At 72.5% G+C, this 23149-nt stretch carries 23 protein-coding genes and 2 pseudogenes; 12 read left to right on the top strand and 13 right to left on the bottom strand.

The genetic code is table 11. The features are described from left to right. Window positions 1-35 precede the first annotated feature (35 nt). From D9753_RS27735 to D9753_RS27725, 4 genes and pseudogenes are all read right to left on the bottom strand, one after another. Window positions 36-554 carry a SixA phosphatase family protein gene (locus D9753_RS27735; protein WP_121789490.1) on the bottom strand — a complete coding sequence of 173 codons (519 nt, stop codon included), beginning with the start codon at window positions 552-554 and terminating at the stop codon, window positions 36-38. Window positions 555-629: 75 nt separating this feature from the next. Continuing rightward, window positions 630-831, bottom strand: a pseudogene (locus tag D9753_RS27730) (hypothetical protein). 263 nt (window positions 832-1094) lie between these two features. Then, window positions 1095-1214: an SGM_5486 family transporter-associated protein gene (locus D9753_RS38760; protein ID WP_276209447.1), complete on the bottom strand. Its 120-nt coding sequence runs from the start codon at window positions 1212-1214 to the stop codon at window positions 1095-1097. Between the two features lie 55 nt (window positions 1215-1269). After that, entirely contained in the window at window positions 1270-2544 is a 1275-nt protein-coding gene (locus tag D9753_RS27725) for a CynX/NimT family MFS transporter (RefSeq protein ID WP_121789488.1), read from the bottom strand. A gap of 124 nt (window positions 2545-2668) precedes the next feature. Between D9753_RS27725 and D9753_RS27720 the strand changes: the two genes are divergently transcribed. Next, window positions 2669-3361, top strand: a complete 693-nt coding sequence (locus D9753_RS27720) for a FadR/GntR family transcriptional regulator (RefSeq protein ID WP_121789487.1) — start codon at window positions 2669-2671, stop codon at window positions 3359-3361. On the opposite strand, the gene D9753_RS27715 is transcribed toward D9753_RS27720, so the two are convergent. From D9753_RS27715 to fabG, 3 genes are all read right to left on the bottom strand, one after another. Further along, window positions 3339-3689 (bottom strand): hypothetical protein, encoded by a 351-nt coding sequence (locus tag D9753_RS27715; protein WP_121789486.1) that lies wholly within the window; start codon window positions 3687-3689, stop codon window positions 3339-3341. The two genes, D9753_RS27720 and D9753_RS27715, sit on opposite strands and share 23 nt — an antisense overlap. A gap of 161 nt (window positions 3690-3850) precedes the next feature. Further along, window positions 3851-4618 (bottom strand): enoyl-ACP reductase FabI, encoded by a 768-nt coding sequence (gene fabI, locus D9753_RS27710; RefSeq protein WP_121789485.1) that lies wholly within the window; start codon window positions 4616-4618, stop codon window positions 3851-3853. Window positions 4619-4623: 5 nt separating this feature from the next. Next, a complete protein-coding gene (gene fabG, locus D9753_RS27705; RefSeq protein WP_121789484.1) occupies window positions 4624-5343 on the bottom strand; it encodes a 3-oxoacyl-[acyl-carrier-protein] reductase in 720 nt (239 codons plus the stop codon). Between the two features lie 248 nt (window positions 5344-5591). Between fabG and D9753_RS27700 the strand changes: the two genes are divergently transcribed. Genes D9753_RS27700 through tyrS form a run of 3 tightly spaced genes read left to right on the top strand, consistent with a single transcriptional unit; the run spans window position 5592 to window position 9834 of the window. Beyond that, window positions 5592-7115: a TldD/PmbA family protein gene (locus tag D9753_RS27700; RefSeq protein ID WP_121791321.1), complete on the top strand. Its 1524-nt coding sequence runs from the start codon at window positions 5592-5594 to the stop codon at window positions 7113-7115. After that, a complete protein-coding gene (locus D9753_RS27695; RefSeq protein ID WP_121789483.1) occupies window positions 7112-8509 on the top strand; it encodes a metallopeptidase TldD-related protein in 1398 nt (465 codons plus the stop codon). Before D9753_RS27700 ends, D9753_RS27695 begins: the two co-directional genes overlap by 4 nt. A gap of 56 nt (window positions 8510-8565) precedes the next feature. Next, window positions 8566-9834: a tyrosine--tRNA ligase gene (tyrS, locus tag D9753_RS27690; protein WP_121789482.1), complete on the top strand. Its 1269-nt coding sequence runs from the start codon at window positions 8566-8568 to the stop codon at window positions 9832-9834. 111 nt (window positions 9835-9945) lie between these two features. On the opposite strand, the gene D9753_RS27685 is transcribed toward tyrS, so the two are convergent. After that, window positions 9946-10227, bottom strand: coding sequence for a GlsB/YeaQ/YmgE family stress response membrane protein (locus tag D9753_RS27685; protein ID WP_121789481.1), 282 nt, complete (start codon window positions 10225-10227; stop codon window positions 9946-9948). A 253-nt stretch (window positions 10228-10480) separates the two neighbouring features. On the opposite strand from D9753_RS27685, the gene D9753_RS27680 reads away from it, so the two are divergent. Together D9753_RS27680 and D9753_RS27675 are read left to right on the top strand one after the other, a co-directional pair. Then, complete coding sequence (locus D9753_RS27680; RefSeq protein ID WP_163010807.1) at window positions 10481-10849, top strand: DUF3099 domain-containing protein; 369 nt, start codon at window positions 10481-10483, stop codon at window positions 10847-10849. Window positions 10850-11066: 217 nt separating this feature from the next. After that, complete coding sequence (locus D9753_RS27675; protein WP_121789479.1) at window positions 11067-11303, top strand: hypothetical protein; 237 nt, start codon at window positions 11067-11069, stop codon at window positions 11301-11303. Between the two features lie 56 nt (window positions 11304-11359). Here the strand turns inward: D9753_RS27675 and D9753_RS27670 are convergent, their stop codons facing one another. Further along, window positions 11360-12292: a LysR family transcriptional regulator gene (locus D9753_RS27670; RefSeq protein ID WP_121789478.1), complete on the bottom strand. Its 933-nt coding sequence runs from the start codon at window positions 12290-12292 to the stop codon at window positions 11360-11362. A 119-nt stretch (window positions 12293-12411) separates the two neighbouring features. On the opposite strand from D9753_RS27670, the gene D9753_RS27665 reads away from it, so the two are divergent. Further along, window positions 12412-13224: an inositol monophosphatase family protein gene (locus D9753_RS27665; protein ID WP_121789477.1), complete on the top strand. Its 813-nt coding sequence runs from the start codon at window positions 12412-12414 to the stop codon at window positions 13222-13224. A 77-nt stretch (window positions 13225-13301) separates the two neighbouring features. After that, complete coding sequence (locus D9753_RS27660; RefSeq protein WP_121789476.1) at window positions 13302-13946, top strand: NADPH-dependent F420 reductase; 645 nt, start codon at window positions 13302-13304, stop codon at window positions 13944-13946. 41 nt (window positions 13947-13987) lie between these two features. Here D9753_RS27660 and moaA read toward each other — a convergent pair whose 3' ends face one another. The 3 genes from moaA to D9753_RS27645 all read right to left on the bottom strand — a co-directional run bounded on the left by moaA (window position 13988) and on the right by D9753_RS27645 (window position 17158). Continuing rightward, the gene (gene moaA / locus D9753_RS27655) at window positions 13988-14977 is read right to left on the bottom strand and encodes a GTP 3',8-cyclase MoaA (RefSeq protein WP_205614279.1); all 990 of its coding nucleotides are present in this window, start codon (window positions 14975-14977) and stop codon (window positions 13988-13990) included. A gap of 172 nt (window positions 14978-15149) precedes the next feature. Continuing rightward, window positions 15150-16805 carry a solute symporter family protein gene (locus D9753_RS27650; RefSeq protein WP_121789475.1) on the bottom strand — a complete coding sequence of 552 codons (1656 nt, stop codon included), beginning with the start codon at window positions 16803-16805 and terminating at the stop codon, window positions 15150-15152. After that, window positions 16802-17158, bottom strand: coding sequence for a DUF485 domain-containing protein (locus D9753_RS27645; RefSeq protein ID WP_121789474.1), 357 nt, complete (start codon window positions 17156-17158; stop codon window positions 16802-16804). The genes D9753_RS27650 and D9753_RS27645 overlap by 4 nt, the downstream gene beginning before the upstream one ends. 348 nt (window positions 17159-17506) lie before the next feature. On the opposite strand from D9753_RS27645, the gene D9753_RS27635 reads away from it, so the two are divergent. The 3 genes and pseudogenes from D9753_RS27635 to D9753_RS38235 all read left to right on the top strand — a co-directional run. Further along, complete coding sequence (locus tag D9753_RS27635) at window positions 17507-19012, top strand: S8 family serine peptidase (RefSeq protein ID WP_121789472.1); 1506 nt, start codon at window positions 17507-17509, stop codon at window positions 19010-19012. A gap of 71 nt (window positions 19013-19083) precedes the next feature. Then, window positions 19084-20460, top strand: a complete 1377-nt coding sequence (locus D9753_RS27630) for a CoA transferase (protein ID WP_121789471.1) — start codon at window positions 19084-19086, stop codon at window positions 20458-20460. 138 nt (window positions 20461-20598) lie between these two features. After that, a pseudogene (locus D9753_RS38235) lies at window positions 20599-20723 on the top strand (3-hydroxyacyl-CoA dehydrogenase NAD-binding domain-containing protein); the annotation flags it as partial. 97 nt (window positions 20724-20820) lie between these two features. Here the strand turns inward: D9753_RS38235 and D9753_RS27625 are convergent. Beyond that, the gene (locus tag D9753_RS27625) at window positions 20821-21531 is read right to left on the bottom strand and encodes a VIT1/CCC1 transporter family protein (protein WP_121789470.1); all 711 of its coding nucleotides are present in this window, start codon (window positions 21529-21531) and stop codon (window positions 20821-20823) included. A gap of 630 nt (window positions 21532-22161) precedes the next feature. Between D9753_RS27625 and D9753_RS27620 the strand changes: the two genes are divergently transcribed. Beyond that, window positions 22162-23145, top strand: coding sequence for a DEDDh family exonuclease (locus D9753_RS27620; RefSeq protein ID WP_121789469.1), 984 nt, complete (start codon window positions 22162-22164; stop codon window positions 23143-23145). Window positions 23146-23149: the final 4 nt, after the last annotated feature.

The following is a 23149-nucleotide window of genomic DNA, read 5'->3' as shown; positions in this document are numbered from 1 at the left end:
CCGGCGGCGACCCTGCCGGCGGCGACCGGGCGGGGTCACTCGGAGGGCGCCCAGTAGTCCGTGAGGGTGGCCACGCCCGGCTCCACGCTCTTCCACGGGCCGTCGAAGGTCAGCAGGGCGAACCCGGCGGTGGGGAAGCCACGGCGGTTCATCCGTTCCCGGACGTCGCCCTCGGCCGCGCCGGCCAGGATCTCGGCCAGGCCGTGCACGCCCGGGTTGTGGCCGATCAGGATCACGTTCCGCACGTCGTCCGAGATCTCGTCGAGCACGGCGATCAGCTCGCCGGGCGAGGCGTCGTACACCCGCTCCTCGTAGACCGTCCTCGGCCGGTGCGACAGCTCGTGGACGGCGAGCTTCCAGGTCTCGCGGGTCCGGGTCGCCGTGGAGCACAGGGCCAGGTCGAAGGTGAGACCGGTGTCGGCCAGCTTGCGTCCGGCGACTGCGGCGTCCTGGCGGCCCCGCTCGGCGAGCGGGCGCTCGTGGTCGGAGACCTGGGGCCAGTCGGCCTTCGCGTGCCGGAAGAGGGCGATCCTGCGGGGTTCTGCGACGCTCATGGAATCCAGCTTCGCATGAAACAGGCCACCCGGCTCAGGGAGTTGACATGCGGATTCACCGCGTGAGGGACTCCGTCAGCGCGCGAGGAGCCGGTGAGCGTGCTCCAGGAGGGCGCGCTGTGGCCGGGGCACCGCCGGCCGCGTGGGCGTCCGACGGGTTCAGTACCAGCAGGGAGAGGAACGCCAGGGCGGGCAGGGCGAGCGCCCACCAGGGCAGCCTGGTGTCGACGCGGCCCGGGACGGCCGGGTGGGGCCGGGAGTGGGTGCGGGTCGGCATGATCGCCTCCGTGGATCCTCGAGCGGTTCCGTCACCGCCGGGTGCGGTCACCTCTCCAAGCTACGGACTCCGGGGCCGCCAACCCATCCGGAACTTCACCCAGTTGCCCCTGACCCTGGCCCCCTAGGGGATGGTGGTGCCATCCCACCGTCCGCCGCGGAAAGCGGCTCCGGACGAGGCGGCGGACCGCCGCGGGACAGCGGCCGTTCGCCGGAAGAGGCGGCCGGCCGGGAGCGTGGCGGTCTGCGGGGCCGGGCGGTCGGTCAGGGAGACGCGATGATCGCGATGATGGCGATGATCACGAAGATGGCGAAGAACGAGCCGAAGACGAGCAGCATCTTCTTCTGGCCGTTCTGCGGGTTCGGGTCGAGCACAGGCTGCATGGGCCCAGTCTCGCACCTCGCCGCCCGCATCGGGCCGCCGGGGCGCCCGCGCGGGTCAGCGCGCCGCCTCCTCCTCCACCGTACGGTCGCGGCCCGCCAGGAAGCCCACCACCATCTGCGGCACCATGAGGCCCGCCATGAGGGCGATCGGCAGGCCCCAGCCGCCGCTCTGCTGGTACAGGACGCCGACCAGCAGCGGACCGGGGATCGAGATCAGGTAGCCGGTGCTCTGCGCGAACGCGGACAACTGGGCCACGCCCGGACCGCTGCGGGCCCGCATGCCGACCATCGTCAGTGCCAGCGGGAAGGCGCAGTTGGAGACGCCGAGGAGGACCGCCCAGGCCCAGGCGCCACCGGCCGGGGCGAGGTACAGCCCGGCGTGTCCGGCGAGCCCGCAGACACCCAGGAAAAGCACGATCGGCCCCTGGTGGGGCAGCCGCGCGGCGACGCGCGGGATGACGAAGGCCAGCGGTACGCCCATCACCATGGTGACGGCGAGGAGCACGCCCGCGGTGCCGGCCGGGACACCGGCGTCCCGGAAGATCTGCGGCATCCAGCCCATGGTGATGTAGGCGGCGGTGGCCTGGAGGCCGAAGAAGACGGCGAGGGCCCAGGCGGTGCGGCTGCGGGAGATCCGCAGCGGTGCGGCCCGCGCCGGCTCCGGCGGCGTCTCGCGGTGTTCCCCGGCCGGGGCCGCGCCGCGGTCGCGGACGAGCGGCAGCCAGGGCAGGACGGCGACGGCGGCGATGGTCGCCCACACGGCGAGCCCGGGCTGCCAGTGGCCGCCGAGGGCGTCGGTCAGGGGGACGGTGACCGCTGCGGCGAGGGAGGTGCCGAGGGCGAGGGCCATCGAGTACAGGCCGGTCATGGAGCCGACGCGGTCGGGGAACCAGCGCTTGACGATGACCGGCATGAGGACGTTGCTGACGGCGATACCCATCAGGGCGAGGGCGCTGCCGGCCAGGAATCCGGCGGTGTTCCCGGCGTACGGCCGTATGAGCAGGCCGGCGGTGATGGCGGCCATGCCGGCGCACACCACGGCGGCCGGTCCGAAGCGGCGGGCCAGGCGGGGGGCGGTGACGCCGAAGACGGCGAAGCACAGCGGGGGCACGGAGGTGAGCAGGCCGGCCACGCTGCCGCTCATGCCGAGACCGTCGCGGACCTCCTCCAGGAGTGCGCCGAGGCTCGTGATGGCCGGCCGGAGGTTGAGCGCGGAGAGCACGATGCCGACGACGACCAGCCGCGCCGCCCACGCGCGCCTGCGGGCCGCGCCGGGGGTCGTCCCGCGCGGGCGCGCCTGGTCGGCCGTACCGCGTTCGGTCGGTGACATCGCCGTACGGGTGTCCGCTGTCCGGGTTTCCTCACTAGCCATGCAGTCCATCATAGAATCATGGGATGATTGGTTGTCCATCCCCGGGACCTCCGTGCCCGGGCCTCGCGTGCGAAGGTGTGCCATGCCCTTGAGCCACCCCCGTCGTTCGGCGCTGTCCGAGCAGGTCATCGCCGAACTGCGGAACCAGATCACCTCCGGCGAGTGGCCGGTCGGCTCGCGCATCCCGACGGAGCCGGAACTGGTCGAGCAGCTCGGCGTCGCCCGCAACACCGTCCGCGAGGCCGTCCGCGCGCTGGCGCACAACGGTCTGCTGGACATCCGTCAGGGTTCGGGCACGTACGTCGTCGCGACGAGCGAGCTGGCCGGCGTGATGCACCGCCGGTTCGCCGGCGCCGACCCGCGGCACATCGCCGAGCTGCGTTCCACGCTGGAGTCGGCCGCCGCCAAGCTGGCCGCCGAGCGGCGCACCGAGAAGGACCTCAAGCAGTTGGACGCGCTGCTGGCGCGGCGCGACGAGACCTGGGAGACCGGCGACACGGAGGCCTTCGTGACGGCCGACGCCACGTTCCACCTGGCCGTGGTGGCCGCCTCCCACAACGACGTGATGACCGCGATGTACGCGGACCTGGGCGAGGTGCTGCGGGACTGGCTGCGCGCGGACGTCGGCGCGGAGCTGACTCCCGACACGCGCATGGACCACACGCGGCTGATGGACGCGATCCGCGCGGGGGACGCGGAGTCGGCGGCGGCGGAGGCCGCGAGCTATCCGTTCCTGTGCCGTCCGGGCCGGTTCACCGCGCCTTCTGGTGGCTGACCCAGACGGTACGGACCTCCTTCCAGCACCGGCCGGTGAGCCGTACGGTCAGGGCGGGCCCGGCGTCCACCGGGGCGCTGTCGGTGTCGATGTCCCACCAGCGGGCGCACTCGATGTGCAGTCGTACGCGATCGATGTCGACGTACGGGTTGTGGCAGTAGGCCACCACGCGGGAGCCCCGGACGGCCGTCCGGCAGGCGGCGCCGAACCGGCTCGGCGCGGGCGGTTTCCCGTCGCTCACGCGCGCGTGCGGAAGCGCGTCGTACGGCAGGGACAGCACGAGGGCCAGGGCCACGGTCACCGGGGCGAGGCTGCGGGACAGGCGCACAAGGGGACCTCCTCGGCCGGGCTGCGGAGGGACCTGGGGGGACGGCGTAATCCAGGGTGCGCCGCCGCGTCCGGGGCGGCCCGGCGGGTGAGCCGAACGGGTGACGCCCCGTTCCCCGCTCGTGACGGCGGGGAACGGGGCGTCGGTGAGGCCCGGCGAGGTCAGGCGCCGATGGCGTGCAGACCGCCGTCGACGTGGATGATCTCGCCCGTGGTCTTCGGGAACCAGTCGCTCAGCAGGGCGACGACACCGCGGCCGGCCGGCTCGGGGTCCTTCAGGTCCCACTCCAGCGGGGAGCGGGTGTCCCACACGGCGGCCAGGTCGCTGAAGCCCGGGATGGACTTGGCGGCCATGGAGCCGATCGGACCCGCCGAGATGAGGTTGCAGCGGATGTTCTGCTTGCCGAGGTCGCGCGCCATGTAGCGGCTGGTGGCCTCCAGGGCGGCCTTTGCCGGGCCCATCCAGTCGTACTGCGGCCAGGCGTACTGGGCGTCGAAGGTGAGGCCGACGACCGAGCCGCCGTTCTGCATCAGCGGCAGGCAGGCCGTGGTCAGCGACTTAAGGGAGAACGCCGAGACGTGCATGGCGGTGGCGACCGATTCGAACGGCGTGTTCAGGAAGTTGCCGCCGAGCGCGTCCTGCGGGGCGAAGCCGATGGAGTGGACGATGCCGTCGAGGCCGCCCAGCTCCTCGCCGACGACGTCGGCCAGGCGCGCGAGGTGCTCCTCGTTCGTCACGTCCAGCTCGATGACCTTGGCGGGCTTCGGCAGCTTCTTGGCGATGCGCTCGGTCAGCGTGGGCCGCGGGAACGCGGTCAGGATGATCTCGGCGCCCTGCTCCTGGGCGAGCCTGGCGACGTGGAAGGCGATGGAGGACTCCATCAGCACACCCGTGACCAGGATGCGCTTGCCCTCGAGAATTCCGCTCATGGTGATCAGTGACCCATTCCCAGTCCGCCGTCAACGGGAATGACGGCTCCAGTGATGTACGAGGCGTCGTCCGAGGCGAGGAACCGCACCGTCGCGGCGATCTCCTCCGGCTGCGCGTAACGGCCGAGCGGCACCTGAGAGACGATGTTCTTGCGCTGCTCGTCGGAGAGCGCCTTCGTCATGTCGGTGTCGACGAAGCCGGGCGCGACGACGTTGAAGGTGAGGTTGCGCGAGCCCAGCTCGCGGGCGAGGGAACGCGCGAAGCCGACCAGGGCGGCCTTGGAGGCGGCGTAGTTCGCCTGGCCCGCCGAGCCGAGGAGGCCGACCACGGACGAGATCAGGACGACCCGGCCCTTCTTGGCGCGCAGCATGCCGCGGTTGGCGCGCTTGACGACCCGGAAGGTGCCGGTGAGGTTGGTGTCGATGACCGAGGTGAAGTCCTCCTCGGACATGCGCATCAGTAGCTGGTCCTTGGTGACACCGGCGTTGGCGATCAGGACCTCGACCGGACCGTGCCGGTCCTCGATCTCCTTGTAGGCCTGCTCCACCTGCTCCGGGTCGGTGATGTCGCACTTGACGGCCAGGCAGCCCAATTCCGTCAGGGCGGCCGGCGGCTCACCCGAGCGGTACGTGATCGCGACCTTGTCGCCGGCGTCGGCGAATGCGCGGGCGATGGCGAGGCCGATGCCCCGGTTGCCTCCGGTGACGAGAACCGAGCGGCTCAACGGATCACCCTTTCGATAGCGGTCTGATGCAGTCCGACAATCCGCCCGGACACCTCAATGACAGGCGGCTTCACCAGAAACCTATCGGTCCGCATTCCCGCGCGGACATTCGGGCACCGACAGTGGCTCGGGGGTGTCACTGTCGGGTCCCTACAGATTCGACCGGTCCGGCCACCCGAACGTGTGGTCCGCCGGACCGCTCGCACGACATGATCGGGACGACAGGCCACGACAGCAGGGAGACCTCCGTGCCTCATTCCATCGACGAAGCCTTCACGGCGCTTCCCCTACGGGCCCTCGCCGACGCCGCGCTGGCCCGCGCGCGTGCGCTGGGGGCCGAGCACGCGGACTTCCGGTTCGAGCGGGTGCGCAGCGCGTCCTGGCGGCTGCGGGACGCCAGGCCCGCCGGGACGTCGGACACCACCGACCTCGGGTACGCGGTCCGGGTGGTGCACGGGGGTACGTGGGGCTTCGCGTCCGGGGTGGACCTGACCATGGACGCCGCCGCGCGCGTCGCCTCCCAGGCGGTCGCGATGGCCAAGCTCTCGGCGGAGGTGATCAGGGCGGCCGGGTCGCGGGAACGGGTCGAACTGGCCGACGAGCCGGTGCACGCCGACCGGACGTGGATCTCGTCCTACGAGATCGACCCGTTCTCGGTGCCGGACGAGGAGAAGGCCGCGCTGCTGGCCGAGTGGAGCGGGCGCCTGCTGGCCGCGAACGGCGTCGACCATGTCGACGCCTCCCTGCTCACCGTGCACGAGAACAAGTTCTACGCCGACACCGCCGGGACCGTGACGACCCAGCAGCGGGTGCGGCTGCACCCCGCGCTGACGGCCGTGTCCGTCGACGGGTCGAGCGGCGAGTTCGACTCCATGCGCACCCTCGCGCCCCCGGCGGGCCGCGGCTGGGAGTACCTGACCGGCTGCGGCTGGGACTGGGACGCCGAGCTGGAGCGGATGCCCGGGCTGCTGGCCGAGAAGATGCGGGCGCCGAGCGTGGAACCCGGCCTGTACGACCTGGTCGTCGACCCGTCCAACCTGTGGCTGACCATCCACGAATCCATCGGCCACGCCACCGAGCTGGACCGCGCCCTCGGTTACGAGGCCGCCTACGCCGGCACCTCCTTCGCCACCTTCGACCAGCTCGGCAAGCTCAGGTACGGCTCCGAGCTGATGAACGTCACCGGCGACCGCACCGCCGAGCACGGCCTCGCGACCATCGGCTACGACGACGAGGGCGTCGAGGCGCAGTCCTGGGACCTGGTGCGGGACGGCACGCTGGTGGGCTACCAGCTCGACCGGCGGATCGCGCGGCTGACCGGGTTCGAGCGGTCCAACGGATGCGCGTTCGCCGACTCGCCCGATCACGTGCCGGTGCAGCGCATGGCCAACGTGTCACTGCGACCGGACCCGGCCGGGCTGTCCACGGAGGACCTGATCGGGGGCGTCGACCGGGGCATCTACGTGGTCGGCGACCGGTCCTGGTCGATCGACATGCAGCGGTACAACTTCCAGTTCACCGGGCAGCGCTTCTTCCGGATCGAGAACGGGCGGATCACCGGGCAGCTCAAGGACGTGGCCTACCAGGCGACGACCACCGACTTCTGGGGGTCCATGGCCGCCGTGGGCGGTCCGCAGACGTACGTCCTCGGTGGCGCCTTCAACTGCGGCAAGGCCCAGCCGGGCCAGGTGGCCGCCGTGTCCCACGGCTGCCCCTCCGCCCTGTTCCGGGCAGTGAACATCCTCAACACCACGCAGGAGGCCGGTCGATGAGCGCCCGTACCACCAAGCCGCACGAGATCGTCGAGCAGGCCCTCGCGCTGTCCCGCGCCGACGGCTGCGTCGTCATCGCCGACGAGCACTCCACCGCCAACCTGCGCTGGGCGGGCAACGCGCTCACCACCAACGGCGTCACGCGGGGCCGTACGCTCACCGTGATCGCGACGGTGAACGGCCGGGAGGGCACCGCCTCCGGTGTCGTGTCCCGGTCGGCGGTCACCCCCGAGGAGCTGGAGCCGCTGGTGCGGGCCGCGGAGGCCGCCGCGCGCGGTGCCGGGCCCGCCGAGGACGCGCAGCCGCTGGTCGTCGGGGTGCCGCTGTCCCCGGACTTCACTCAGGCGCCCGCGGAGACCTCCTCCGCCGTGTTCGCCGACTTCGCCCCGGCGCTCGGCGAGGCCTTCGCACGCGCGCCTGCGGGCGGCCGGGAGCTGTACGGCTTCGCCAGCCACGAGCTGGTGTCGACGTACCTCGGCACGTCCACCGGGCTGCGGCTGCGGCACGACCAGCCCAGCGGCACGCTGGAGATGAACGCCAAGTCGCCGGACCGTACGCGCTCGGCATGGACCGGCCGGTCAACGCGGGACTTCAAGGACGTCGACCCCGGGGCGCTGGACGCCGAGCTGGCCGTACGGCTCGGCTGGGCCGAGCGGCGGGTCGAACTGCCCGCGGGCCGCTACGAGACCCTGCTGCCGCCGACCGCGGTCGCTGATCTGCTGATCTACCAGCTCTGGTCGGCGTCGGGCCGGGACGCGGCCGAGGGGCGGACGGTGTTCTCCCGGCCCGGCGGGGGCACGCGGGTCGGCGAGAAGCTGGGCGCGCTGCCGCTGACCCTGCGCAGCGACCCGGACGAGCCGGGCCTGGAGTGCTCGCCCTTCGTGGTCGCGCACTCCTCCGGCGGCGACCGCTCCGTGTTCGACAACGGGCTGCCGGTCCGCGCCACCGAGTGGATCAGCGACGGCGTGCTCACGCGGCTGACCACCACCCGGCACAGTGCGGGCCTGACCGGGCTGCCGGTCGCCCCGGCGCTGGGGAACCTGATCCTGGACGGCGGGCAGGACCGCTCCCTGGAGGAGATGGTCGCGGACACGCGCGGGCCCTGCCTGCTGCTGACGTGCCTGTGGTACATCCGCGAGGTCGACCCGGCGACGCTGCTGCTGACCGGCCTGACCCGGGACGGCGTCTACCTCGTGGAGAACGGCGAGGTGACCGGGCAGGTCAACAACTTCCGGTTCAACGAGTCGCCGGTGGACCTGCTCGGCCGGGCCACGGAGGCCGGGCGGACCGGGAAGACGCTGCCGCGCGAGTGGAGCGACTGGTTCACGCGCACCGCGATGCCCCCGCTGCGCGTCCCCGATTTCAACATGAGCTCTGTCAGTCAGGGCGTATAACCTCGTAGGCGGCTGTCACCCGACCGCCCCGACATCTTCGAGGAGACACGAGAACCGTGACGGACATCGTCGACGAACTGAAGTGGCGGGGGCTCATCGCCCTCTCCACCGACGAGGACGCACTGCGCAAGGCGTTCGCGGACGGTCCCGTCACGTTCTATTGCGGCTTCGACCCGACCGCGCCCAGCCTCCACCTCGGCAACCTCGTGCAGATCCTCACGATGCGCCGCATCCAGGAGGCGGGGAACCGTCCGCTGGCGCTGGTCGGCGGCGCCACCGGGCTCATCGGTGACCCCAAGCCCACGGCCGAGCGCACGCTGAACGCGCCGGAGGTCGTGGCCGGCTGGGTGGAGCGGCTGCGCGCCCAGATCGAGCCGCTGCTCCACTTCGACGGGCCGAACGCCGCGGTGATGGTGAACAACCTGGACTGGACCCAGGGCATGTCGGCCATCGAGTTCCTGCGGGACATCGGCAAGCACTTCCGGGTCAACAAGATGATCGCCAAGGAGGCCGTCTCCCGGCGGCTCAACTCCGACGCGGGCATCAGCTACACCGAGTTCAGCTACCAGATCCTCCAGGGCATGGACTTCCTGGAGCTGTACCGGCGGCACGGCTGCACGCTCCAGACCGGCGGCAGCGACCAGTGGGGCAACCTCACCTCCGGCACGGACCTGATCCACCGGGTCGAGCCGGGCGCCGAGGTGCACGCGCTGGGCACCCCGCTGATCACCAAGGCGGACGGCACCAAGTTCGGCAAGACCGAGTCCGGCACGGTGTGGCTCGACCCGGAGATGACCACGCCGTACGCGTTCTACCAGTTCTGGGTCAACGCGGACGACCGGGACGTCTCCAAGTTCCTGCGCATCTTCAGCTTCCGCTCCCGTGCGGAGATCGAGGAGCTGGAGCGGCAGACCGAGGAGCGTCCGCAGGCCCGCGCCGCGCAGCGCGCGCTCGCCGAGGAGCTGACGACGCTGGTGCACGGCGCCGGCCAGACGGCCGCGGTGATCGCCGCGTCGAAGGCGCTGTTCGGCCAGGGCGAGCTGGCGGAGCTGGACGAGAGGACGCTGGCCGCGGCGCTGTCCGAGGTGCCGCACATCCAGGTCGCCGAGCCGGCCGCGGTGGTCGACCTGTTCGCCGAGGTCGGTCTCGTCGCCAGCAAGTCCGCCGCCCGGCGGACCGTGAAGGAGGGCGGGGCCTACGTGAACAACGTGAAGGTCGCCGCCGAGGACTTCGTCCCGGGGACCGACGCGCTGCTGCACGGGCGGTGGCTGGTGCTGCGGCGGGGCAAGAAGAACCTGGCCGCGGTGGAGGTCACCGGCGCCTGAGACGCCGTAGTGGCGCGGCGGCGTCGAGGGACGCGGGGGGTGTGCGAGCGTCCGCCTGATGGTGGACACCGGTGCGCGCCCCGTGCCCCGTCCGCGGCGTCGGCCGGGGGCTCAAGCCCGCTGGTGCTTCCGCTTGCCCAGCGTCGCCATGTACAGGGCGTCCACCGCGGCGACGATGATGATCGCGGCCACAAGCTGGAAGGCGTGCCGGCTCCAGTCGATGCCGGGGGTCTCGGCCACGCCGAGCGCGCGGGCGACGGCGTTGCCCACGATGGCGCCGAGCACGCCGCAGATGGTGGTCAGCCACAAGGGGCTGTGCTGCTTGCCCGGGATGACCGCCTTGGCGATGAGGCCCAGCACGAACCCCACGACGATCGCCCACAACCAGCCCATGGCTGCCTCCTCGTACGGCTCGACGTGAGCATTACGATCAGTGTGCTGCCGTGCGCCGCCCGGCGCATGCCGGGTTCCCCCGTACGCGGGGCGGGCTGCATCGGCGCAGGTTGCGCGATACCCGGTCTCGTGGGCGGCGTGGGCGCGGCGTACCGTTGACAGTGCCCCCGGTCCGGTGCCCTTCCGGTTCGCCGCCGGGTGCGGACGGCGGCGAAAGCCGGGGAAGTCCGATGCGGGCGGATGGTGGAATGTGATGCGGAAGCAGCACGGCGACGACGTCCAGGTGTTCCGGATCACCGGGGCCCGGACGGGACTCGCCGAGGACGTACGGGGCCGGCAGCGGCGGTACGTGATCTCGATGTTGATCCGTACCGTCTCCGTGATCCTCGCGATCTCCCTGTGGAACGTCGAGCGGTACGTGGCCATCGTCGCGCTCGTGCTCGGCGCGGCCCTCCCCTACATCGCCGTGGTGATCGCTAACGCGGGCCGGGAGAGGCCGCCGTCGCTTCCGTCGACGTTCGTCACCGTGCCCGTGCGGCCGATGATCACGCCGCCGCCACCGAGCGAGGGCGAACGGGCGGAGCCGTCCGGAATGCCCGGTGAGCGCCCCGGTACGGCCTGAGCGCGGCGGACGCCGCGGAAGCGGAATGTGGCCGTGTGTCAAGCTCAAGAAAACCTCAGATCAATCCTGCTGTTCCGGTGCCGGGCGGCGGGATGTGCGTGACATACTGCGTACGCGCTCCGCATCCCCCGTCGGAGCGACAGACCGACGCCGGGCAGCTCCCCCCGTGGCTGCTCGGCGTCGCCTTGTTCCCCCCCCGTTTTCGTGAGACGAACCCGTGAGTGACGAGACCCCGATCTGCTCCGCCAAGGGCTGCCGCACCGCTGCCGTGTGGGTGCTGGCGTGGAACAACCCGAAGATCCACACCCCGGAGCGCCGCAAGACGTGGCTCGCCTGCGACGAGCACCGCGAGCACCTGTCCGAGTTCCTCGGGGTGCGGGGGTTCCTCAAGGACGTGGTGACGCTCGAGCAGTGGCAGGCGTCCGAGGACGCCGGGCCGTCGGTGGCGGGCTAGCCGAGACCCTACGGAACCGCTGACCGATCCGCGTGTGCCCGACGCCGCTGTCCGGTTCAGGGAGTGGGGTCCTGGGGCGAGGCGGGCGGGGGTTCGAACAGTGCCCGGACGGTCTCGGTGGCCAGGTCGCGCAGCCAGGTGTGGGCGCGGTCGTCGTCGTGGCGCTGGTGCCACAGCAGGTAGAGCGGGACGGCCGGCATCTGGAAGGGCAGCGGCAGGGTGATCAGGCCGAGCCGGTCCCGGGCCGTGCGGGTGACCGCGTCGGGGAGGGTGAGCACCAGGTCGGTCTCGGGGGCGAGTTGCAGCGCGAAGGCGAGGGTGGGCCCGGTGGCGACGACGTGGCGTTCGCGCCCGCGTGCGGTCAGGGCGTCGTCGACCGGGTCGCGCAGGCGTCCGCGCCGCGAGACGGTGAGGTGTTCGGCGGCGGCGTAGCGCTCGATGCTCGGCGGACCCTCGGCGAGCGGGTGGCCGGGTCGGACGGCGACGACGAGCTGATCGCGGCCGACGAGGCGGTGGCGGATGTCGGGGAGCGTCGGCCGGGCGGAGCTGGATTCGAGGTCGACCTCCCCCCGTCGTAGCTCGGGGGTGTCCGTGCCGGACTCGGCGGGCAGGCGTAGCTGGACGCCGGGGGCCCGGCGGTGGACGGCGGTGATGAGGGCCGTGCCGCAGGCGGTGGTCAGGGCGTCGTGCCAGCGCACGGTGAACACCCGCTCCAGGGCCGCCAGGTCGAGTTCCTGCTGAGCGGACAGAAGATGGTGCGCCTGCTGCACGAGGGCGTGGACCTGGGAGCGGATGGCCAGCGCGCGCGGGGTGGGGACCATGCTGCGGCCGGTGCGGACCAGGATCTGGTCACCGGTGGCCTTGCGGATGCGGCCCAGGGAGCGGCTCATCGCCGGTGCGGTGACGTGGAGGCGGGCCGCGGCGCCGGCGACGCTGCCCTCTTCGAGCAATGCGTCCAGTGCCGTGAGCAGATTCAGATCCAGTTGCATGAGAGTAACTCTACGAGTGAATAGCATGCACTTGTCGTTAATCATCGTGCGGCCTACCTTCGAGGTGCGGGCACGGGACGAGCCCCCCCCCCGCAGTCACCGAACCCCAGGAGCCCGCCATGAGCACCACCATGCCTTTCGCCGCCGGCACGACGCTCCTCGCCGACGTGACGTCCCTGGTGCGGACCGCCGGCCGCACCCTGCTCGACCGCCGCACCCCGCACGCCCGGGGTGTGAGCCTGGACGAGATCGTCGACGAGATCCACGCCAACGACGACGCGGTGCTGGATGTGCTGCGGGAGCCGCTGCTGCGGACCCGGCCCGGATCGCGGTGGGCCGAGGACGAGCTGGCCGGCGGCGCGCTCCCGCCCGGGGAGTGGTGGGTCGTCGACCCCGCCGAGGGCAACATCAACCACGTCCACGCCATGGAGGACTGGGCCGTCACCGCCACCCTGGTCCGCGACAACCAGCCGGTGCTCACCGTGGTCCACCTGCCGCTGACCGGCGAAACCTACACCGCCGTCGCCGGCGGCGGCGCCCGCCTGGACGGCCGGCCCCTGAAGGTGTCCGCCAAGACCGACCTGGGCGCGACACTCACCGGCACCGGTCAGGCCAGGCCCGGCGAGGACATGCGCACCTTCCGGCGGATCGGCGAGTCGGTCACCGCCATGCTCGCGAGCGGACTGGTCGTACGCGTGTCCGTTCCCGCCACGATGCAGCTCATCCACGTCGCCGCCGGACGCATGGACGCCTTCTGGCAGTTCTCCGACGTCCGCTCGGGCCTGGTCGCCGGTGCCCTGCTGGTGTCCGAGGCCGGGGGCACCGTCACCGATCTGGCGGGCGAACCCTGGAGCACGGCCGGCCGGGACTTCCTGGCCGCCGCCCCCGGCGTCCACACCGCCGCCCTGGAGGTCCTGTCGCCGATCGCCTGACCGTCGAAGCGACCTGCTGCCCGCTCCCGTTCCTCCCCTGCCCGACACCACCCCGACACCACAAGGAGCATCATCCCATGACCAGCATCGGCATCCTGGGCGCCGGCCGCGTCGGCGCCAACCTCGCCGGCAAGCTCGCCGCAGCCGGACACCACGTCGTGCTCGGCCGCCGCGACCCGGACGAGCGGACTCCGGCGCTCACCGGCACCACCGGCCCCCGCGTCTCCTTCTCCGACCAGCGCACCACCGCCCGCACCACGGATGTCGTGATCAACGCGACGCCCGGCGACAGCGCCCTGGACCGCCTCACCGGCCTGCGCGCCGAACTCGCCGGGAAGATCCTCGTCGACGTCTCCAACGCCACCCGCGACACCGGCGGCCTGCCCGGCGACCTGTGCTATCCCGGCAGCAGCCTCGCCGAGCGACTCCAGGCCGCCCTCCCCGACACCCGTGTGGTCAAGACCCTCAACACCATGCTGTACATGGTCATGACCGCTCCCGGCATGCTGGCCACCCCGCCGACCGTCTACGTCTCGGGCGACGACGCGTCCGCGAAGACGACCGTCACCGGCCTGCTCGGTGACCTGGGCTGGCAGCCGGGGTGGATCGAGGACCTCGGGGACATCACCACGGCCCGCGCCACCGAAGCCATGATCCTGGTCGTGCCCCACGTCCTGCGGCGGCACGGTCTCGAGCCCTTCGCCGTCTCCCTCGCCCGCTGACCCCATAGGGGCCGCGCCCGGCAGCGGGAACCGGTGCGTGCCTAGCCGCCGATCGCGGACATGGGCCGGTCCGGCTGCACGAACGACGGGTCGTCCAGGCCCGCTCCGGCCTTCTTCCCCCACATCGCCAGACGCCACAGGCGGGCGATCTCCTCATCCGGCGCGCCCGAACGCAGGGCCGCGCGCAGGTCGGTCTCCTCGGTGGCGAACAGGCAGGTCCGTATCTGGCCGTCGGCGGTGAGGCGGGTGCGGTCGCAGGCCGCGCAGAACGGGCGGGTGACCGAGGCGATCACGCCCACCCGGTGCGGGCCACCGTCCACCAGCCAGCGTTCCGCCGGTGCCGAGCCGCGCTCCTGGGCACCCTCGGGGGTGAGGTCGAAGCGGGTGTGCAGGGAGGTGAGGATGTCCCCGGCGGTGACCATGCCCTCGCGCTTCCAGCCGTGCTGGGCGTCCAGGGGCATCTGCTCGATGAAGCGCAGTTCGTAGTCGTGCTCCACCGCCCAGGCCAGCAGGTCCGGGGCCTCGTCGTCGTTCAGACCCGGCATCAGGACCGAGTTGACCTTGACGGGGGTCAGGCCGGCCTCGCGGGCGGCTTCCAGTCCCTCCAGCACGTCCTTGTGGCGGTCGCGGCGGGTGAGGGTTTTGAAGACGTCCGGACGGAGGGTGTCCAGGGAGACGTTGACCCGGTCCAGGCCCGCCGCCTTCAGCGCGGCAGCGGTGCGCCTGAGACCGATGCCGTTGGTGGTGAGGGACATCCGGGGGCGCGGGGCGAGGGCCGCGACGCGCTCGACGATGCCGGTCAGGCCCGGGCGCAGCAGTGGCTCGCCGCCGGTGAAGCGGACCTCCTCGATGCCGAGCGCGCGGACCGCGATGCCGATCAGCCGGACGATCTCGTCATCGGTGAGCAGGTCCGGCTTGGCCAGCCACTGGAGGCCCTCCTCGGGCATGCAGTAGGTGCAGCGCAGATTGCACCGGTCGGTCAGCGAGACCCTCAGATCGGTGGCCACCCGGCCGTAGGTGTCGATGAGCACGTGGGCCCCCTCCCTCTCCGGATCACTCGTTGCGAAGCGGCAGCGTGTCTCCTGTTCACCAGCGAGCCTACGTGACCCCACCGACATCGAGGGCGGCCCGATCCGACGAGGCACGGCACGGCCGCGTCGTAGGACCGTACAGTCCCCCACGACGCGGCCGTCCGTACGAACCTCAGTGCGCTCCGGTGCCGGTCAGGGACCGCACCTCCAGCTCCGCGTACTTGCCGTCGTCCGGGGTCTCCTTCGACAGCAGGGTGCCCACGACGCCGAGCAGGAAGCCGACCGGGATGGAGATGATCCCGGGGTTCTCCAGCGGGAACCAGTGGAAGTCGACGCCGGGGAACATCGAGGACTCCTTGCCGGAGACCACCGGCGAGAACAGCACCAGGCCGACCGCCGTGACCAGGCCGCCGTAGATCGACCACAGGGCGCCCGAGGTGGTGAACCGCTTCCAGAACAGGCTGTAGAGGATGGTCGGCAGGTTGGCGGAGGCGGCGACCGCGAAGGCGAGGGCCACCAGGCCGGCCACGTTCAGGTCGCGGGCCAGGGCGCCCAGCAGGATGGAGACGGCGCCGATGCCCACGGTCGCGTAGCGGGCCGCGCTGATCTCCTGCTTCTCGGTGGCCTGGCCCTTCCTGATGACGTTCGCGTAGATGTCGTGGGCGAAGGACGAGGAGGAGGCCAGGGTCAGGCCCGCGACGACCGCGAGGATGGTGGCGAAGGCGACCGCCGAGATGGTGGCGAGCAGGACCGCTCCCCAGTCGGAGTGGAGGCCGCCCAGGTGCAGCGCGAGGAGGGGAGCCGCGGTGTTGCCCGCCTTGTTGGAACCGGTGATCTCGTCCGGGTCGATCAGTGCGGCGGCTCCGAAGCCGAGGGCAAGCGTCATCAGGTAGAAGACACCGATCAGGCCGATCGCCCAGAGGACCGACTTACGGGCGGCCCTGGCCGTGGGGACCGTGTAGAAGCGGATCAGGATGTGCGGCAGGCCGGCGGTGCCGAGGACCAGGGCGATGCCGAGGGAGAGGAAGTCCAGCTTGGTGGTGCCGGTGGCGCCGTACTTCAGACCGGGCTCCAGGAACGCCGAGCCCTTGCCGCTGTTGGCGGCGGCCTTCCCGAGCAGGTCCGAGACGTTGAAGTGGAACTTGAGCAGCACCAGGAAGGTCAGCAGCAGGGCGCCGACGATCAGCAGCACCGCCTTGACCATCTGGACCCAGGTGGTGCCCTTCATGCCGCCGATGGTGACGTACACGATCATCAGGACGCCGACCAGGGCGACGATGCCGATCTTGCCGCCGTCGCTGGTGATGCCCAGCAGCAGCGAGACCAGGACGCCGGCGCCCGCCATCTGGGCCAGCAGGTAGAAGATCGACACGACGATCGTGGAGGTGCCGGCGGCCGTGCGGACGGGGCGCTGGCGCATCCGGTAGGCCAGGACGTCGCCCATCGTGTAGCGGCCGGAGTTGCGCAGCGGCTCGGCGACGAGGAGCAGGGCGACGAGCCAGGCGACGAGGAAGCCGATGGAGTACAGGAAGCCGTCGTAGCCGAACAGGGCGATGGCGCCGGCGATGCCGAGGAAGGACGCGGCGGACATGTAGTCGCCGGAGACGGCCAGTCCGTTCTGGAAGCCGGTGAACTGCCGTCCGCCGGCGTAGAAGTCGGCGGCGTCCTTGGTCTGCCGGCCGGCCCAGACGGTGATGACGAGGGTCGCGGCGACGAACACCGCGAACAGGGTGACGATCAGTGTCCGGTGCTCGCTCGCCTCGCCGGCGGCCAGCAGGGTGTGCGATGCCCGGCCGGTGGCCGACAGGGTGTGCTGTGCGGGGCTCATGCGCCGCCCTCCATCCGGGACTTGATGGCCTCGGCCCGCGGGTCGAGTTCGGTGGCGGCGTGCCGCGCGTACCACCAGGCGATGAGGAACGTGGTGAGGAACTGGGCGAGGCCCAGCACGAGGGCCACATTGATGTTGCCGGCCACCCTGGTGCCCATGAAGCCGCCCGCGTAGTTGGACAGCAGGACGTAGAGCAGGTACCAGGTGATGAAAACGACGGTGAGCGGGAAGGCGAAGGAGCGGTGGGCGCGGCGCAGTTCACCGAACTCCGCGCTCTGCTGCACCTCGGTGAACTCCTCGGTGGAGGGAAGTGGGGCCCCCGGTGTCGCGGGGGGCGGTGTCTCGGTGGCCACGGAGTCTCCTCGGGTGACGGACCTGCGCGTTGTCTGACTCGGCTGGACAGGCGCCAGGTGACCGGACGTCACGTGGCGCCGTGCTTGCGTGTCTTGGGGGAGCCGCGATCCCGCCGGTCCCCCTGATCACGGTCACGGCGCCGCGCGCGGAGCGGTTCACGCCGGTTCCGTTCCGCGGGCGCACGCGCGGGGGGACGCACGGGTGCGCGGCTTCCGGGCGGCATCGCGTCGGGCCCTTCCGGAGACCGGGCGCGGAAGATAGCTTCGGCCTGCACCACCCGTCATGTACCTGCCCGAGCACCATCCGTGTCTCGGGGCTGTTCCGTACCCGGATGATGTGGAGATCCCATGGCTCATCTGCGTTCCGGACGCCGGCTCGCGCTCGCCGTGCCGGTCGTGCTGTCGCTCACCGCCTCGCTCGGCCTGCTGCCGTCGGCGGCCTCGGCGGCGCCCGCCGCCGACGGGCCCGTGCTCAGCTATGTCGTCAACGTCGGCCCGGGACACGGTGTCGCGCACCGCGTCCGGAAGGCGATCGCCGAGGCCGGGGGCTCGGTCGTGATCGCGTACGACCGGATCGGCGTGATCGTCGTCCACTCGGCGAACCCCGCTTTCGCCGAGGCCGTCCGTACGGTGCCCGGGGTGGACTCGGCGGGTGCCACGCGCAACGCGCCGCTGCCCGCCCAGTCCACCACCGACGTCGGCACACCGAAGGTGCTCGGCGCCGGGGAGGCCGCCGCGGCGGGCGCCCGGGCGGCCGACGGCCAGGACCCGTTGGAGCCGCTCCAGTGGGACCTGCCGGCCATCAAGGCGGACAAGGCACACGAGAAGACCCTGGGCAGCCGGAAGGTCACGGTCGCCGTCATCGACACGGGCGTCGACGACACCCACCCGGACATCGCGCCCAACTTCGACCGCGAGGCGTCCGCCGACTGCGTGTCGGGCAGGCCGGACACGACGGACGGCGCCTGGCGGCCGAGCGCGTCGGAGAGCCCGCACGGTACGCACGTGGCGGGCGAGATCGCGGCGGCGAAGAACGGCGTGGGCGTCACGGGTGTGGCACCGGGCGTCCGGGTCGCCGGCATCAAGGTCGGCAACCCGGACGGGTACTTCTACACGGAGGCCGTGGTCTGCGGCTTCGTGTGGGCGGCCGAACACCACGTCGACGTGACCAACAACAGCTATTACACCGACCCGTGGTACTTCAACTGCACCACCGACCCGGACCAGAGGGCGCTCGTGGACGCCGTCGCCCGCGCCTCGCGGTACGCGGAGGAGCAGGGCGCGGTCAATGTCGCGGCGGCCGGCAACGAGCGCTACGACCTCGCGTCCCACGCGATCACCGACCCGGTCTCCCCCAACGACGGCACGCCCGCGGAGCGGGTGATCGACCCGCACGCGTGCTACGACATACCGACCCAGTTGCCGGGTGTCGTGACGGTGGCGGCGACGGGCGCCAAGGGCCTGAAGTCGTCCTTCTCCAACTATGGCCTCGGCGTGATCGACATCGCCGCGCCCGGTGGCGACTCGACGGCCTACCAGGCACCGCGGCCCCCGGCGACCAGCGGCCTCGTCCTGGGCCCGCTGCCCGGCGGCAAGTGGGGCTACATGGCGGGGACGTCCATGGCGACGCCGCATGTCGCCGGGGTCGCCGCATTGATCAAGTCAACCCATCCGCACGCCTCCGCGGCCCTCGTCAAGGCCCTGCTGTACGCGGAGGCCGACGCCACGCCGTGCACGGACCCCTACGACATCGACGGGGACGGCAAGGTGGACGCGGTGTGCGAGGGGACGAGGAACCGCAACGGCTTCTACGGCTGGGGGACGGCGGACGCACTGGCCGCGGTGACGAGGTAGGTCCCTACAGATAGGTCCGCTCAGGTAAGCCCCTCCATATATTGATTCAGTCAATAGTGCATAGTGCAGTCATGACTGAAATCATGTACGCGTGGTCCGCGGTGGGCGGTGATCCCGCCCGGCTCGCACGGCTCACCACCGTGGCACGGGAAGGCGTGCTCCCGGCCCGCCTTCCCGTACGGCAACTGGCCAGGGCGTGCGTCGGCGCGTGCGGGCTGGCCGCCGCGGAGCTGGCGGCCCGCCGGGCCGGACTAGGCGAGGTGCCGGGCGTCCGGGTCGACGACGGCGCGGTCGCGGCCGCCTTCCACAGCGAGCGTCACCTGCGGGTCGACGGACGGGCGCCGGTCCTCTTCTCGCCGCTGTCCCGGTTCTGGCGGACGGCCGACGGCTGGGTGCGCACCCACGCCAACTACCCGCACCACCGGGCCCGGCTGCTCACCGCGCTGGATCTGCCGCGGGACGCCCCGGCGGAGAAGGCCGCCGCCCGGCTCGCCGCGCTGTCGGCCCTGGAGGCGGAGGAGGCGGTCTGCGGCGCGGGCGGCCTGGCGGTGGCCCTGCGCACGCCCGCGCAGTGGCAGGCGCACGAGCAGGCCGCGGAGGTGGCCCTGCGGCCACTGGTCGAGCGCGAACAACTGGACGCGGCACCCGCGCGCGTACTTGCCCCGCTCGATCCGGCCGGCGCTCCCCTGCTGCCCGCCGCCGGGCTGCGTGTGCTGGACCTGACCCGGGTCCTGGCGGGCCCGGTCGCCACCCGCACCCTGGCGCTGCTCGGCGCGGACGTGCTGCGCGTGGATGCCCCGTGGCTGCCCGAACTCCCGGACCAGCACGCCGACACGGGCTTCGGGAAACGGTCCGCCGTCCTCGACCTGGCGGCCGGCCGGGACACCTTCGAGGATCTGCTGAGCGCGGCCGACGTCGTGGTGAGCGGGTACCGGCCCGGTGCCCTGGACCGGTTCGGGCTCTCCCCGCGGGAGCTGGTCGCGCGGCGCCCCGGCCTGGTGGTGGCGCAGGTGTCGGCGTGGGGCGCGTACGGGCCGTGGGGCGGGCGGCGCGGCTTCGACAGCCTGGTGCAGGCCGCCACCGGCATCGCCGTGACCGAGGGGCCGGCCGGGGAGCCGGGTGCGCTGCCCGCGCAGGCCCTGGACCACGGCACCGGCTATCTGCTGGCCGCGGCCGTCCTGCGGGCGCTGACCGAGCAGTCGTACGAGGGCGGGAGCCGGCTGGTCCGCCTTGCGCTGGCCCGGACCGCCCACTGGCTGACGTCCGGCATCGGTCCGGCCCCGGCCGAGGGCACGCCGTACCCGGGCCCGGAGGCCTGGCTGACCGGGACCGACAGCCCCCTGGGCCGGCTGCGGCACGCCCGGCCGGCCGTGTCCTTCACGGGCGGCCCCACCGATTGGGCCCGGCCCCCGGGGCCTTGGGGCTCGGACCCCGCCCGCTGGCGGTGAGGCCCCGGGCGGCGCCGGTGGTGTCGCGGTCCGCCGCCGCGATTCCGGTCGACGGGCATCGGCACCGTCGGGGGCCGGGGACGCCGTCAGAGGCCCGGGGCGCCGTCAGGGGTCGGGGGCGTCGTCGGGAGCCGGGGACGCCGTCACGGCATCGAGCCCCGCCCGGTCCGCAAGGTCGCCGTCCTCGGCGCCGGCATGATGGGCGCGGCATCGCCTACTCGTGCGCCCGCGCGAGCATCGACGTCCTCCTGAAGGACGTCTCCCTCCGTCAGGGGCCGGCATGCCGTCAGAGGCCGGGGACGCCGTCAGAGGTTCGGTCCGCTGTCAGGAGCCGGGGACGCCGTCAGAGGTCGGGGACCGTCACACGCCTGCCGCGCCCAGCAGGCTTCCCGCCGCGTACGTCACGCCCATCGCCAGCACGCCGCCCGCCACGTTGCGCAGCACCGCGCGCCCCGGGTCCGCCGCGCCGAGGCGGGCGCTGCTCCAGCCGGTGAGGACGAGCGCGGCCAGTACGCAGGCCACGGTGACCGGGAGCCGCTGACCCGCCGGTGGCAGCACGATGGCCAGCAGGGGCAGCAGGGCGCCCACGGTGAAGGCCAGGAAGCTCGCCCAGGCCGCGTGCCAGGGGTTGGTCAGTTCGTCGGGGTCGATGCCCAGCTCCACGCGCGCGTGGGCCCGTAACGCGTCCCGCGCGGTGAGCTGTTCGGCGGCCTCGCGGGCCACCTGCCGGGACAGGCCACGCCCCTCCAGCAGCTCGGTCAGCTCCTCCAGTTCGGCCTCCGGTTGCTCGCGCAGCTCCCGGCGCTCCACGGCCAGCGCGGCCATCTCGGAGTCGCGCTGGGTGGAGACGGAGACGTACTCGCCGGCCGCCATGGACATGGAGCCGGCGAGCAGACCGGCCAGTCCGGCGGTCAGCAGTGCGGCCCGGCTCCCGGTCGCCCCGGCCACGCCGACGACCAGTCCCGCCGTGGAGACGATGCCGTCATTGGCGCCCAGCACGGCGGCCCGCAGCCAGTTCAGCCGGGAGCCGAGCGCGCCGCCGTGGGTCTCGTCGTGGGTGGGTTCCGTCACAGCAGGGAGGATGCCATCCCCAGGGTCGCGGCAGCCGTACCGACGCTCCTGCCGGTCCCGTCCTCGCCGGGCCGTCGTCCGGCGGAGGAGGTCCGGCGGAGGAGGTCCGGCGGAGGAGGTCCGGCGGTGCCGGGCGGGGCCCGGCCGGAACGGCGGGCGTGGCGTTCGACCGGTCGGGGGCGGTGCCGGGCCGGGCCCTTCGCCGCGGCTGCGCGAACCCGGCGCACCCGTGCGGGAGTTCGTCGGGGCGCCGGGGCGCGCGTGCGCCCGACCGGCGTCCGGGACGAGGGAATACGAGCAGGTGTCGCCGCTGCCGGTGTGCGGCGGGGTGGTGCCCGAGGGTCCGGTCGGGGGCGGCCTGCCGGTCGCCGCCCGGACCCGCCAACGCCTCCCGACGCCCCCCCGGCAACCCGCGAACACCCCCCGCAACGACCCCCCGACGACCCGTCGACGGCCGGGGGTCCGGTCGGGGGTGCCGGAGTGCCTCCGGGGCCTGGATCGAACTTGTCGGGGTGCGCGCGGTGTTGTGGCGCGCGGGTGCGGGCGGTGGTCGAGCGGGGGCGACTGCGTGTGGTGCGGCCGGCACCTGACGGAGACCGCTGTCAGTCATGGCCCGTATCCTCAGGGACCATGCTCGAAGACCATGCGACCGCAGTGTCCTCCCCCACCCCGTGGCCGGCCGCGTATCCGCGCGGATACGCGGTGGTTGACGTGGAGACCACCGGTCTGGCCCGCGACGACCGCATCATCTCCGCGGCCGTGTACCGGCTGGACTGGCGCGGTGAGGTCGAGGACCACTGGTACACGCTGGTCAACCCGGAGCGCGATCCGGGGCCGGTGTGGATACACGGTCTGACGAGTGACGTGCTCGCGGGCGCACCGCTGTTCGGGGACATCGCCGAGGAGTTCGCCGCCCGCCTGGACGGCCGGGTCCTCGTGGCGCACAACGCCGTCTTCGACTGGCAGATGATCGCCCGCGAGTACGCGCGCGTCCGGCGCGAGGCGCCGGTACGGCAACGGCTGTGCACCATCGCGCTCTCCAAGGAGCTGGCCCTGCCGCTGCCCAACCACAAGCTGGAGTCGCTGGCGGCGCACTTCGGGGTGGTGCAGCAGCGGGCGCACCACGCGCTGGACGACGCGCGCGTGCTGGCGGAGGCGTTCCGGCCCAGCCTGCGGGCCGCGGCGGCGGGCGGCGTGCGGCTGCCGCTGCTGGAGTGCCGGCCGCTGACCGAGTGGGCGGACCGGTCCGTGCCCCGGCAGGCGACGGGCGGCTACGGCGGCTACCCGTCCGGCAGTTGGCGCCCCTCCCGCAAACGCCCCGCATGCCCGCATCCCAACCCGGGCCGCTACGAAGAGGGCAAAAGCCTCAAACAGGGCATGCGGGTAGCCTTTTCGGGTGACACGTCCACCGAGCGCGAACTGCTGGAGGACCGAGCCGTCGAGGCCGGCCTGCACGTCGCCACCAGCATCTCCCGGCTGACCAGCCTGCTGGTGACCAACGACCCGGACTCGGGCACCTCGAAGACGGTCAAGGCCCGGCAGTACGGCACGCCGGTCGTGGACGAAGCCGCGTTCGGACAGCTACTCGGGGACGTGGAGCCCGCCGACGGGTGAACCG

Origin of the sequence: Streptomyces dangxiongensis, from assembly GCF_003675325.1 — a bacterium.
Lineage (GTDB): Bacteria > Actinomycetota > Actinomycetes > Streptomycetales > Streptomycetaceae > Streptomyces > Streptomyces dangxiongensis.
The sequence above is the reverse complement of the archived record's forward strand: the minus strand, read 5'-3'. Positions and strand labels throughout refer to the sequence as shown.

Excerpts from the sequence above, each read along its gene's own strand:
- fabI (WP_121789485.1), bottom strand. The coding sequence starts at position 4,618 with ATGAGCGGAATTCTCGAGGGCAAGCGCATCCTGGTCACGGGTGTGCTG.
- D9753_RS27725 (WP_121789488.1), bottom strand. The coding sequence starts at position 2,544 with ATGTCACCGACCGAACGCGGTACGGCCGACCAGGCGCGCCCGCGCGGG.
- D9753_RS27635 (WP_121789472.1), top strand. The coding sequence starts at position 17,507 with ATGGCTCATCTGCGTTCCGGACGCCGGCTCGCGCTCGCCGTGCCGGTC.
- D9753_RS27680 (WP_163010807.1), top strand. The coding sequence starts at position 10,481 with ATGCGGAAGCAGCACGGCGACGACGTCCAGGTGTTCCGGATCACCGGG.
- D9753_RS27665 (WP_121789477.1), top strand. The coding sequence starts at position 12,412 with ATGAGCACCACCATGCCTTTCGCCGCCGGCACGACGCTCCTCGCCGAC.
- D9753_RS38760 (WP_276209447.1), bottom strand. The coding sequence starts at position 1,214 with ATGCAGCCTGTGCTCGACCCGAACCCGCAGAACGGCCAGAAGAAGATG.
- D9753_RS27735 (WP_121789490.1), bottom strand. The coding sequence starts at position 554 with ATGAGCGTCGCAGAACCCCGCAGGATCGCCCTCTTCCGGCACGCGAAG.
- D9753_RS27630 (WP_121789471.1), top strand. The coding sequence starts at position 19,084 with ATGACTGAAATCATGTACGCGTGGTCCGCGGTGGGCGGTGATCCCGCC.
- D9753_RS27685 (WP_121789481.1), bottom strand. The coding sequence starts at position 10,227 with ATGGGCTGGTTGTGGGCGATCGTCGTGGGGTTCGTGCTGGGCCTCATC.
- D9753_RS27620 (WP_121789469.1), top strand. The coding sequence starts at position 22,162 with ATGCTCGAAGACCATGCGACCGCAGTGTCCTCCCCCACCCCGTGGCCG.
- D9753_RS27670 (WP_121789478.1), bottom strand. The coding sequence starts at position 12,292 with ATGCAACTGGATCTGAATCTGCTCACGGCACTGGACGCATTGCTCGAA.
- D9753_RS27660 (WP_121789476.1), top strand. The coding sequence starts at position 13,302 with ATGACCAGCATCGGCATCCTGGGCGCCGGCCGCGTCGGCGCCAACCTC.
- D9753_RS27695 (WP_121789483.1), top strand. The coding sequence starts at position 7,112 with ATGAGCGCCCGTACCACCAAGCCGCACGAGATCGTCGAGCAGGCCCTC.
- D9753_RS27720 (WP_121789487.1), top strand. The coding sequence starts at position 2,669 with ATGCCCTTGAGCCACCCCCGTCGTTCGGCGCTGTCCGAGCAGGTCATC.
- D9753_RS27650 (WP_121789475.1), bottom strand. The coding sequence starts at position 16,805 with ATGAGCCCCGCACAGCACACCCTGTCGGCCACCGGCCGGGCATCGCAC.